At 62.3% G+C, this 11,482-nt stretch carries 13 protein-coding genes; 4 read left to right on the top strand and 9 right to left on the bottom strand.

Features of this window, described 5'->3' with window-relative positions:
• From rodA to VF515_13255, 5 genes are all read right to left on the bottom strand, one after another.
• On the bottom strand, positions 1-1,043 hold a 1,043-nt coding region (rodA, locus tag VF515_13275; protein ID HEX7408609.1), incomplete at its 3' end, for a rod shape-determining protein RodA.
• Positions 1,030-2,874 carry a penicillin-binding protein 2 gene (mrdA, locus tag VF515_13270; protein ID HEX7408608.1) on the bottom strand — a complete coding sequence of 615 codons (1,845 nt, stop codon included), beginning with the start codon at positions 2,872-2,874 and terminating at the stop codon, positions 1,030-1,032. The genes rodA and mrdA, both read right to left, overlap by 14 nt.
• Positions 2,875-3,372 (bottom strand): rod shape-determining protein MreD, encoded by a 498-nt coding sequence (gene mreD, locus VF515_13265; protein HEX7408607.1) that lies wholly within the window; start codon positions 3,370-3,372, stop codon positions 2,875-2,877. It lies immediately after the preceding gene.
• Positions 3,373-3,442: 70 nt separating this feature from the next.
• On the bottom strand, positions 3,443-4,282 hold the full coding sequence (gene mreC, locus VF515_13260; GenBank protein HEX7408606.1) for a rod shape-determining protein MreC: 840 nt from the start codon (positions 4,280-4,282) through the stop codon (positions 3,443-3,445).
• Between the two features lie 89 nt (positions 4,283-4,371).
• A complete protein-coding gene (locus tag VF515_13255) occupies positions 4,372-5,400 on the bottom strand; it encodes a rod shape-determining protein (GenBank protein HEX7408605.1) in 1,029 nt (342 codons plus the stop codon).
• A gap of 251 nt (positions 5,401-5,651) precedes the next feature.
• Here VF515_13255 and VF515_13250 point away from each other — a divergent pair, with 251 nt between their 5' ends.
• The gene (locus VF515_13250; GenBank protein ID HEX7408604.1) at positions 5,652-6,497 is read left to right on the top strand and encodes a hypothetical protein; all 846 of its coding nucleotides are present in this window, start codon (positions 5,652-5,654) and stop codon (positions 6,495-6,497) included.
• 20 nt (positions 6,498-6,517) lie between these two features.
• Here the strand turns inward: VF515_13250 and VF515_13245 are convergent, their stop codons facing one another.
• Positions 6,518-7,621 carry a L,D-transpeptidase family protein gene (locus tag VF515_13245; GenBank protein ID HEX7408603.1) on the bottom strand — a complete coding sequence of 368 codons (1,104 nt, stop codon included), beginning with the start codon at positions 7,619-7,621 and terminating at the stop codon, positions 6,518-6,520.
• 188 nt (positions 7,622-7,809) lie between these two features.
• Positions 7,810-8,004, bottom strand: coding sequence for an Hsp20/alpha crystallin family protein (locus VF515_13240; protein ID HEX7408602.1), 195 nt, complete (start codon positions 8,002-8,004; stop codon positions 7,810-7,812).
• Positions 8,005-8,018: 14 nt separating this feature from the next.
• Here VF515_13240 and VF515_13235 point away from each other — a divergent pair, with 14 nt between their 5' ends.
• The 3 genes from VF515_13235 (at position 8,019) to rsmI (ending at position 10,773) form a co-directional block, all read left to right on the top strand.
• Positions 8,019-8,978, top strand: a complete 960-nt coding sequence (locus VF515_13235) for a nitrilase-related carbon-nitrogen hydrolase (protein ID HEX7408601.1) — start codon at positions 8,019-8,021, stop codon at positions 8,976-8,978.
• Positions 8,979-8,993: 15 nt separating this feature from the next.
• Positions 8,994-9,860 (top strand): NAD+ synthase, encoded by an 867-nt coding sequence (locus VF515_13230; protein ID HEX7408600.1) that lies wholly within the window; start codon positions 8,994-8,996, stop codon positions 9,858-9,860.
• Between the two features lie 61 nt (positions 9,861-9,921).
• On the top strand, positions 9,922-10,773 hold the full coding sequence (gene rsmI, locus VF515_13225) for a 16S rRNA (cytidine(1402)-2'-O)-methyltransferase (protein HEX7408599.1): 852 nt from the start codon (positions 9,922-9,924) through the stop codon (positions 10,771-10,773).
• Between the two features lie 18 nt (positions 10,774-10,791).
• On the opposite strand, the gene VF515_13220 is transcribed toward rsmI, so the two are convergent.
• Complete coding sequence (locus VF515_13220; GenBank protein HEX7408598.1) at positions 10,792-11,040, bottom strand: hypothetical protein; 249 nt, start codon at positions 11,038-11,040, stop codon at positions 10,792-10,794.
• Between the two features lie 250 nt (positions 11,041-11,290).
• The coding region (locus VF515_13215) for an acylphosphatase (GenBank protein ID HEX7408597.1) at positions 11,291-11,482 on the bottom strand (192 nt) is incomplete at its 5' end.

The following is an 11,482-nucleotide window of genomic DNA, read 5'->3' as shown; positions in this document are numbered from 1 at the left end:
AGTAGCGATGAGCCGCCGTAGCTGAAGAAGGGCAGGGTGATACCCACCACCGGTAACGAGCCGGTGGCCATGCCGACGTTGACCAGCACCTGACTGAAGATCATCGCCGTCAAGCCGAACGCCAACAGCACCCCGAAGCCGTCGCGCGCGCGCGTGGCGACAGTGAAACAGCGCAGCAGCAGTGCCGAGTACAGGGCTAGGAGGACGCAGCCACCGAGGAATCCCCACTCTTCGGCGAACACAGAGAAGATGAAGTCGGTATGCTGTTCAGGCAGGAAGTTGAGTCGGTTCTGGGTGCCGTGCAGATACCCTTTGCCCTCGATCATGCCCGAACCGATGGCGATCTTCGACTGGATGATGTGATAGCCTGCCCCGAGTGGATCCGCGTTCGGGTTGATGAAGCTCACAACGCGCCGCTGCTGGTACGGTTTCAGATGATTCCAGACGTAGGGCGCGGCGGGTACCAGCACTGCGGCCAGAATCAGTACCCAACGCAGGCGGAATCCGGCCACCAGCAAAAGGGTCGCCACGGTGACCGCGAGCACCACGACGGTTCCGAGGTCGGGCTGCTTGAGGATGAGCAACGCCGGCGGCGCGAGCAACAGGGCTGAAATGACGACGCTGCGCAGTGGCAAGGACGGGTCGCCCACCTGTCGGTGCAGATGCCGCGCCAGGGCGACGACCAAGGCCAGCTTGGCGAACTCGGAAGGCTGCAGCGATGCCGGTCCGAGATTGATCCAACGGCGTGCGCCACCGCCCGACGCCCCGAGGAGTGCGGTGGCGAGCAAAAGGAGCATGGCGACCGCGTACAGGAAATAGGCGTAGCGTTCGAGCCAGTGATAATCGAAGCTGACGGCCAGGAGCAAACCGATGAGGCCGAGGGCGGCCCAGATGACCTGGCGTGTAAAGAGCCCGCTCATCAAGCGGCCGGGCATGTGGGTGGCACTGAGCACCGTCAACAGGCCGCAGCCAATCACCAGGAGCGCGCAGGCCAGCAAAGGCCAGTCGAAGTGCAGGATCAGCCGGCGATCAATTTTGAGCATACTTGGCCTCTTCACGGCCCTTCTTCAGGTCGAAGTAGGTTTGCATGACCTGGCGGGCGATCGGTGCGGCGACGGCTCCGCCGCCACCTTCGGCGTGTTCCAGCACTACGGCTACCGCGATCTCCGGCGTGTCCACCGGCGCGTAGGTGACGAACCACGCGTGGTCGCGCTCTTGCCAGGGGAGCTGTGCCGACTTGACCCGCTCCTTGCCCATCTTCACTACCTGTGACGTTCCGGTCTTGCCCGCGGCGACGATGCCGTTCAGGCGTCCGAGTTTGCCCGTGCCATTCGGTGCGTTGACGACGTCGCGCAGGCCCTCGCGCACCTGCATGAGCGTCGTTGCACGCACCTTCAGGGTGCCGATGGTTTCAGGTGTTTCCGTTTGGACGACACCGCCGTCCGGCGTGTCGATCTGCTTTACGTACTTGGGGCGGAAGCGTTTGCCGACGGCAACCATGCTGATCATGTTGGCCATTTGCAATGGCGTGGCGGTGACGTATCCCTGCCCGATGGCTACCGACAATGTCTCGCCGGCATACCAGGGTTGATCGAAGCGCCGCCGCTTCCAGGCGGTGTCGGGAATCGTACCCGCCTTTTCGTGCTCCAATGCGATCCCCGTTGGCAATCCCAGCCCATAGGCGCGAGCATAGCGAGCAATCGTGTCGATACCGAGCCGCTGCGCCACCTGGTAGAAGAACACGTCACAAGATTGCACGAGGGCGTCGTGCACGTTCATCGAGCCGTGCCCCCCCTTTTTCCAACAGCGGAAGTAGTGGTTGCCGAACTGCAGGCCACCGGGGCAGTGGATGCGGGTGAACGGGTTGATGACACCTTCCTCGAGCGCGGCTGTTGCCACGATGATCTTGAAGGTCGAACCGGGAGGGTACTGCCCCTGGATGGCACGGTCGTTGAGCGGGCGGTGCTTGTCGGTGAGCAGCGCCCGCCATTCTCCGCGATGTATGCCACGCGCGAAGACGTTGGGATCGAACGAGGGCCGGCTGACGAGGGCCAAGATCTCCCCGGTGTTCGGGTCCAAGGCGACCACGCTGCCATCATGATCGCCGATGGCTTGCCAGGCGGCGTCCTGCAGATCGCGGTCGATCGTCAGCTTCACCGTACTTCCCGGGACCTCTTCGACTTCCCGCAGCACACGCAGCTTGCGGCCGACGGCGTCCACCTCCACTTGCTGGCCACCATCGACGCCGCGCAGGTAGTTTTCCAGGTGCTTCTCCAACCCGACCTTGCCGATGAGATCGCCCATGCGATTGCGCGGATCGACCACCATATCTTGCTGACTGGCCTCGCCTACGTACCCGAGCAAGTGTGCCAGTTCTCCATTGAGGGGATAGCTGCGACGCGAGGTAATCTGAAGGCTGACGCCGGGAAGGTCGAGCTGGTGGGTCTCGAGCGCAACCATATCTTCCCAGTCCAAGTCGCGCTTGACCGTGATGCCCTCGAACGCCGGCCGGGCGGTCGTCGGGGCGAGCAGGGCGTGCACCTCGGCGGCGCTCTGGCGGAAGAACTGAGCCAGGTTCTCGACCGTCAAACCCATGTTGTGGGCATCTTCCGGTACCAGGACCGCATCAAAGGAGGGCCGGCTGTCGATCAGGACCCGGCCGAAACGATCGAGCACCGTGCCGCGCGTTGCTTGGACGCGGTGTAGCCGGATGCGGTTGTTTTCCGAGAGCGTCCGCATCTCCTCCCCATGGAGAATCTGCAGATCCCACAGCCGGACCAGGAGCAACAAGAAGCACAGGAGTCCGACTCCGAGCGCGATCATGACGCGCTGGCGCAGGACTGCGGGGACCTCGCGTTGGCTGAGCGGGACCACCTATTCTTCCTCGGCGACAGCCAACCGCTGGCTGTGAGCCAGCAGGGCGAACACGGCAGGACTGAAAACGGCGGCAAGGGCCGCTTCAAGAAACAGGTACTGGATGACACTCTGCCACAAGTTTCCGGCCGACATGAAGAACGCGATGAGCGCGAACACCGCCGTGGTTTTCAACACGGAAGCGAGAAATACCAAAACAATCTTCGAAATGGCGTTGTCGACCCACAAACGCCGCGACGTGAGGTACACCAAGGTGAATACCAAGCACATCCCAAAGGCATTCAGTCCGACCACACTCCCCGAGAACGTGTCCTGTAAGTAGCCAAGGAGAAAGGCGCCGACGGCCCCGGCGACGGAGTGCTGGTGCAGACCCAGGTAGACGCAGATGATCAGCAGCAGGTCCGGAGTGGCCCGACCGACGGCGAGGAGCGGAAGGAGGGTCGTCTGCAGCAAGAGCGCCGCTACCGCAATGGTCGTCAACAGAACAGCCGCCCGCACGGACTAAGCCCTCATTTCAGTATCCGCACGGACACGTTGAGAGAAAGAGATGAAATCTGCGTTACTGAGATCACGGAGCCGCTTCCTTCAACTGGACGCTGCCGTGCGTGACCAGCACCTCCTCGATGCGGTCCAACGGCACGCTCGGCCTGATGTCGGCCACTTGCAGCAAACCCCGATTTCCACGCGTGACCCGGGTGACCTCGCCGATCATGATGCCTTTTGGGAAGAGGCCATCCAGTCCTGATGTGACGATGCGATCCCCAACTTCCACGTCCTCGTCGCGTTTAAGGTACTTCATGACGCAGCCGCCATCCAGGGCACCTTCGACAATACCGCGTGCCCGACTACGCTGCACGACAGCATCGATGCCGCTGTTGTGGTCGGTGAGCAGCAAGACGCGTGCGGAATGGGCCCCGGTCGCCATCGTTTGCCCGACCACTCCGAACGGCGAGAGTACCGCTGCGCTCTTGTGCACGCCGTCGGCTTCCCCTTTATCGATCGTCAAAGTACTGAACCATGGCAACGGGTCGCGGCCGATGATGGTGGCCACCAGTATGTCGCCCTCGAGCGCCGAGCGCAAACTGAGCAGTTCCTGGAGCCGCTTGTCGGTCTGTTCGACCTCCGCGACTCGGACAGCCTCTTGCTCGAGCTCAAGAATGCGGCGGCGCAAGCGTTCGTTTTCCTGCTTGACGCCAACCAGATCGAAGTACGTGCGCCATGTTCCCACGACCACCTCAATCGCGCTGGTGGTGGCTCTTTGCAGTGGCCACATCCCGTCGAGCACCACGCCGGCAACAGGATCCATGCGCCGGCGCGTACGAGCACCAACGGACAACAGGAGCACCGAGATCAGCAATAGCGATCCGGAGCTGAGGATAACGCGATTTCTCCGGACGAACTCCAGCATGAACAGCGACGGCTTACGGGTTAAAGGGCCTCTGGATTCGGGGCGGTGAAACGGTTGCAACGCTCCTTGAACGCTTCAACCAGAAGCCTCTACAGGGTGACATCCTTCAGCAACGCCAGCTCATCCAGGATCTTTCCCGCACCCATGACCACGGCCGTGAGCGGGTCGTCGGCGAGTACGACCGGCAGGCCGGTCTCTTCCCGCAGGAGCACGTCGAGATTGCGCAGCAAGGCGCCGCCCCCGGCCAGCACGATCCCCTTGTCGACGATGTCCGAGGCGAGCTCAGGCGGCGTGCGCTCCAGCGCGATGCGTACGGCATCCACAATCTGATTGATGGGCTCGAGCAGGGAATCGCGGATCTCCTCGTCCGAGACCTCGACCGTCTTGGGCACGCCCGCCACCAGATCACGACCCTTGATCTCCATGGTCTGAATCTCGTTGCCCGGATAGGCCGACCCGATGGTGATCTTGATCAGCTCGGCGGTGCGTTCGCCGACCAGCAGGTTGTACTTGCGTTTGATGTACTGGACGATGGCTTCGTCCATCTTGTCGCCGCCGACCCGTACCGACTTGGAAAATACCACGCCTTTGAGGGAAATGACCGCAACCTCGGTGGTGCCACCGCCGATATCGACGATCATGTTGCCGGTGGGTTCCGTGATCGGCATTCCGGCGCCGATGGCGGCGGCCATGGGCTCCTCCACCAGGTACACCTCCCGGGCGCCGGCCGAATGCGCCGACTCGGTCACCGCCCGCTTCTCTACTTCGGTGATCCCGAACGGCACGCCGATGATGATGCGTGGACGGACCAAGGCTTTGCGATTGTGGATCTTCTGAATGAAGTAGCGGAGCATGGCTTCGGTGATCTCGAAATCCGCGATGACGCCATCTTTGAGCGGCCGAATGGCGACGATGGACCCCGGCGTCCGGCCGAGCATCTTCTTGGCCTCGGCCCCGACGGCGAGTACGCGGCGCCCGCCACGCGCATCTTTCTGTACCGCCACGACCGAGGGCTCATTACAGACGATGCCCTGGCCTTTGACGTAGATGAGCGTATTTGCGGTCCCCAAATCGATCGCGAGATCGTTGGAGAACATGCCGAGGAGGAAATCGAGTATCATCTATATTTCGTGTCCACGTTATGAAACCGTGTACAAGAATTTGCGCAGCAGGGCAAGGTAAGGATCGGGATTCCTTCCTAGAGAGCGGGATTCTTCCCCACCGACGGCGCGCGTGACGGTCACGGCAAGGGCTGCCCACAAGGCCAGATATCAATTCCAGCGGTTTTTTGCTTATAATTGCACCCGGTGTCCTGGCTGGACAGCCGAGTGGCGAACGCGAAAGTGAGCCGCCGGCACGACGCGTGATTATGATTCGAATCCTTGCCTCCGTCTTGCTGTGCGCTGCAGCCGTCATCATCGGCGACGTCGTCTTTCGCACCAGCCTGCTGCATCAAGTGCGGCCGGTCATCCTGTCACCGTCGGATCAGGCGGTCGTCGATCCGCCTGTGCGAGTGACTTGGGACGGTCCCGCCCAGATGCGGGTGCTGCTCTCAATCGCAGGCGAGGCGCAACGCGATCTCGGCGTTCACGAGTCGCCGTTCGAGATTCCCGCCGATCAGTTCCCCCGGGAGGGCGGCTACGGCCTGGAATTGCGGTCGCTCCGGTACGGTAACTGGATCCGGGCAACGCGGCGGTTTCAGATCCATGTGGTGCAAGACCGCCGTCCGGGCCCGGACCACAAAGAGCGGGGCTGGGAGGCCAAGGACCTGCTCCGTGCCTTGGAGGCGGCGCGTACCGCCCGTGACAAAGCGCAGGAACGAACGAAATTTCTGAGGGAAGAGAACGCCGCTCTGCGGGATGAAAGCGACCGCTTGGCCAAGCAATTGGAGGCGCTGTACAAAACGCAGGAAGAAGAGATGGAGCGCGGCGCCGAGTTGGAGAAACGTCTCGGCCAGCTGAGCGATGACAACCAAGCCTTGGCCGAGGAGAACGCGGCCGTTCGGCAACGCCTCAGCAGCGTCATCCCGTGCACTGTGTGGGGATACTTCAACTATCCGCCTCCGCAGATGATCCCGGTCAGCCGCCGCATTCTCATGGTGAGCGATGCGCGCGGGCAGGTGTTTCGCGGCCAGGCCGATTGCGAGATCATGCGCCGCGGCGATCCCACCGCGGCCTCCATCTGCTTCTGTGTGGGCAACTCCTGGGGAGGGTAAGCCGAACCGTTAGGCAGTGGTCAGCGCCTGAATTCAGGTGCTCGCGTGGAAGGCTCTTCGTGGCGCCATGCGTCGGCGGGCTCCGCCGATTGGGTACCGGTTGGCCGGCGCTGGCCCGGAGAGGTCAGGATCTCGTCCTGGAGGTTGTCAGCCCCGGCTTCCAGGGTGACGTCGATGGGGACGCCGGACTGCTCAAGGACGGCGCGCTTCACGCGCTCGAAGTCGACACGGGGACGCAGACCAAACTTGTCGATCAAGCGTGCCGCCTCCCGGTATGGTCCAGGGGTCAGCTCGTAGATGTCCCGGTGCACTTCGACGTAGACATGCCCGTCGCGGGTGCCCACCTTCACCGGCTGGTAGACGAATTCGCCAGGCGTGCCGACCGGCACCACCGGAAACAGCCGCTCGATGTCCTCGGGGTACAGTCGAATACATCCATGACTCACCTGCATGCCGACGCCCCACGGGATATCGGTTCCGTGGATGCCGTACAGCGGCAGGGTCAGTTCAAGTCGGTACTTGCCGAGAGGATTATCGGACGCACCGCCGGCAATGAAGTCTGGGGCAGGCTTCCCGTCTCGTCGGTGTTCAGCTTTTATGGATTCGGGCAGGACCCAAGTTGGATTGACAGTTTTGCCGCGAATGTGGAACGTGCCCTGCGGCGTGCGCCAGTCATCACGCCCGAGACCGACCGGAAAAGTCGTGACGATGACGGTGCCTTCCGCCCCGGGTCGGAAGTGGTAAAGGCGCATTTCAGGGATGTTGACGGCAAGACCCTTGTATTCCACGTCGGGGAGAATCCACGCGGTGGGCAATTGGATGATTTGCCCAGGCTTGGGGATCCACGGGTCGACGCCGGGGTTGGCCTCGCTGATCTCGTTGTATCCGAGGTCGTAGTAGCGAGCCACGTCCAGGAACGTATCGTTCTCCTGGACCTGGTAGAACCGGGTTGAGCCGATAATGGTGTGCGCGCGGTCGGGATCCCGGCTTGCGACCGCCACAAACGGACGCGCGAGGCTGACCTTTTCGTTAAACAGTTCCTCGGTCCACTCGCGCGCCCACGCGCTACCTGTCAGCGCAGTTAGCAACGCGGCCAGCCCGAGCCAGCGCGCTCTCGAACTCATCAGGGTCTTAGGAAGGAGTGCGCCAAGAGATCGACAGCTGCCACCGCCCGACCACCCCGCACCCAAAGAAGTTAGAAGTGATATGTGCCATTTGCTTATTATGAAAGCACAATGAAGCGATCAAACCAAGCATCGCTAACGACCGTCGCCAGGGGGGACCCCGGGCGACAGTCGAATGGCGCTGGAGCTCAGTGCACCGTGATGGGCACCTTCTTGGCCACCATTTCCTTCGGCGCCTTCATCGTAACCTCCAAGGCGCCATCATGGTAGGTGGCCTTGATGGTGTCCGTGTCCACGCCCTCGGGCAGATCGACAGCGCGCTCAAAGCGTCCGTAGGCAACCTCCCTGCATGCTGGCTGCCTTGTCTTTGCCCCCGGGGTTATGAATACTCGCGGTAATGGCCACGACCCAATTCACCGTTGCGGTGGCGCAGATCAATCCACGCTTGGGTGACCTCGAGGCGAATCTCGTCCTGTACGAAGAGCGTGCGAAGGCGGCACGGGGCCTCGGCGCTGATCTGGTCGTCTTTCCCGAACTTTCGCTCACCGGATACTTTCTGAAAGACATGGTTTCCACGGTGGCCCTGCAGCTCGACGCCCCAGAGGTGAAGCGACTTGCCGAGTTGAGCCGCAAGGGTGGCCTCATCGCCGGCCTGGTGGAGGAAACGAGCGATTATCGGTTTTACAATAGCGCCGTCTATTTCGAAGACGGCAAGATCGTGCACGTGCATCGCAAGGCGTACCTCCCAACCTACGGGCTCTTTGACGAGGGGCGGTATTTGGCGCGTGGCGATCGCATCCGCAGCTTTGATTCGAGGTTTGGGCGGTGCGCCATGCTGATTTGCGAGGACATGTGGCATCCGTCGACGCTCTGCATTGCGGCTTTGGATGGGGCGCTAGTCGTCTTCTGCCCGTCCGCGAGTCCGTTGCGCGGTATCAGCGATCAGCACGAACAGGACGACAATGCCCGCTACTGGGAGCTGATCAACGCCACGTATGCGCAAACGTTCGCGCTTTTCCTGGTGTACGCGAACCGCGTCGGCTTCGAGGACGGCATCGGTTTCTGGGGTGGCTCGGAGATTATCGACCCGACCGGCGTGCGGCTGAGCAAGGGCCGGTACTACGAGGAGGACCTGATCGTCGGAGAGATCAACCTCAAGAGCGCTCGGCGGCAACGAGTGATTTCTCCGCTGCTGCGTGACGAGAACATCGACCTCACGATCAACGAGCTAGCTCGTATTCGCGGCCGAATGGGAGTGACATCATCCGAAAGCGCGGGACCTCTTGCCGTGGCCCCAAGCGAGGAGCGCCCAGCGTTGCGGACACGGCGCGTGTCACGCCCGGCCCGCAAGCGCTAGGGAGCAGCGACCGTGATGGCCGTTTCCGAAAAGCCTGCTGCAGAGGGTCCACGGCTGGTGCGCCCAGCCATTCCTACAAACCCGCCCCTGCTGCGCTGCATCCTGACGAAGTTCATTGGCAACGAGGTCCGGAAGGCGGGCACTGATCGCGTTGTTGTCGGCCTTTCCGGAGGTGTCGATTCCAGCGTCAGCGCCATGCTGGCCGCGGAAGCGCTTGGAGCCGCCAATGTCCTGGCGATCAAGATGCCGTACCGCACGTCGAGTGAAGAGAGCCTGCTGCACGCCGACCAGGTCATTGCTTGCACCGGAATGGCATCCTTGCAGGTGGACATTACCCCACAAATCGACGTCTATTTCGAGCGTTTCCCGGATGCTGACGCGCTGCGGCGAGGCAACAAGATGGCGCGCGAGCGGATGACTATCCTGTATGATCACTCGGCGCGCTGGAAAGGACTAGTGCTCGGCACCAGTAATAAGACCGAGCTCTTGTTGGGGTATGGCACCCTGTACGGTGATATGGCGTCGGCCGTGAACCCGCTCGGTGATTTGTACAAGACGCAAGTGTGGGCCTTGGCCCAGGAGATCGGCGTTCCCGAAGACATCATCCGCAAACAGCCGTCGGCCGATCTCTGGGCTGGGCAGACGGATGAGGCGGAGTTGGGTTTCGGCTACCACGAGGTGGACCAGCTCCTCTACATGATGGTCGACCTACGCTACTCACGGGGCGAGTTGTACGCCGCGGGCTTCGCTGAATCGTTCGTACGGCGGGTGAGCGATATGGTGCAGCACTCGCAGTTCAAGCGGCGCTTGCCCGTTATCGCCAAAGTCTCGAACCGGACCATCGACCGGGATTTTCGCTACGCTCGCGATTGGGGCCGGTAAGTGAAGTCCTCGGTGCTGAGTTCTGGGTCCTGAGAATCTGAAGCTGGCGACATTCAAAACCATGCTAACTCCGGGCACGCTCTACGTTGTGGCGACGCCGCTGGGCAATCTGGAAGACATTACGATGCGGGCCCTGCGGGTCCTGAGAGAGGTGAATCTGATTGCGGCGGAGGATACGCGTCACAGCCGCAAGCTGCTGATGCATTATGGTATCAGCACACCCCTCACCAGCTATCACGACTGGAGCGAGCGGCAGAAGGCTCCGCGCTTGGTGGAGGAACTGAGGCGGGGCAAGAGCATCGCCTTGATTTCCGATGCCGGTACCCCGGGTATCGCTGACCCAGGGTATCACTTGGTGCAGGCGGCGATTGCTGCGGGCCTGCGCATCGAAGCAGTTCCCGGCGCCTCAGCAGTGGCCGCGGCGTTGAGCGTAGCGGGGCTGCCCACCGACCGCTTCGCCTTCGAGGGCTTCGTGCCCGCGCGCCAGAGCGCACGCCGCAAGTTCTTTACCGCTCTGGCGCACGAGCCCCGGACCGTAGTGGTGTACGAGGCGGCACGGCGCCTGCCGGCCTGTCTGCGCGATCTGCATGACGTCCTCGGCCCGCGGCAGATCGTGGTCGCGCGCGAACTCACGAAGATGTTCGAGGAGATTCTACGCGGCACCGCAGGCGACCTCCTGGCGCAGCTGAACCGGCGCTTGGGGGAGCGGACGCTGCAAGGAGAGGTGACGCTGCTGATTGCCGGCGGTGAAGCCGCCGCGGCGCCGGTACCGGCTGAGGATCTGGCCACTGCGATCGCGCGCTTGCGCGGCGAAGGCATGAGCTTGAAAGACGTCGCACGTGTCCTAGCCCGCGAGCGGGGAGTGTCGCGACGCGAGGTGTATCAAGCCGGCATAGACCTTGGGCATCACTGAAGATCTGGAATCCTCCTGTTACCCTGCCGGGCACGCGAACAATTGTGAGTCAAGACAGCTGTCGTACGACTCGTCGTTGGAATCGTTGTCGCCCACATCGATGGTCGCCCCGCCGGACGTGTAGGTGATGCGGTCGGTCTTGCCACCGGCGGTCACCCGGATCGACCCGAGATCGGGAATCGATTGGGGAACATCATTAGAAGAATAATCATGACAGTTCGGTGGTATCGTGGCAGTAGGGGTCGGCGGTGGTGTGCCGAAGCACACTTTCAGTCCCCAGCCTTGAAGGGTGCCGCTGTCTGCGGCTTCGCGATGCGCGCCAGCGTACCTAGCGGGTTCGTCTCGCGATGTAGAGATAACCTGACCCGCGGCGCTTCCCAGTCATGAACTATCCGTATCACGGCCGGGACACCCGGTCGAGCAGCGCGAGCGAGGACAGGCTATGGTTCCGTAGGACAGCCCGGTCGCCAGGATCAGCCAGAAGGGTGAGACGCGGCTTCCGATTCTTGGTGCTTTCTCAGTGACGTAGGCCAAAGACGTCGAACTCGCCGGTGTACGGCGGCCATTTCTCTTCGACGTCGGTCACTTGGGCACCGCGTGGACCAACGTGGCACCATGTCGCCAGACGCTGCAGCCCCTCTTTCGGGCCCTCGGCCACGAGTTCGACTTTACCATCGGAGGTGTTGCGCACCCAGCCCGTGAGGGCGAG

This window comes from Candidatus Binatia bacterium, assembly GCA_036382395.1.
Classification (GTDB): domain Bacteria; phylum Desulfobacterota; class Binatia; order HRBIN30; family HRBIN30; genus JAGDMS01.
The sequence above is the reverse complement of the archived record's forward strand: the minus strand, read 5'-3'. Positions and strand labels throughout refer to the sequence as shown.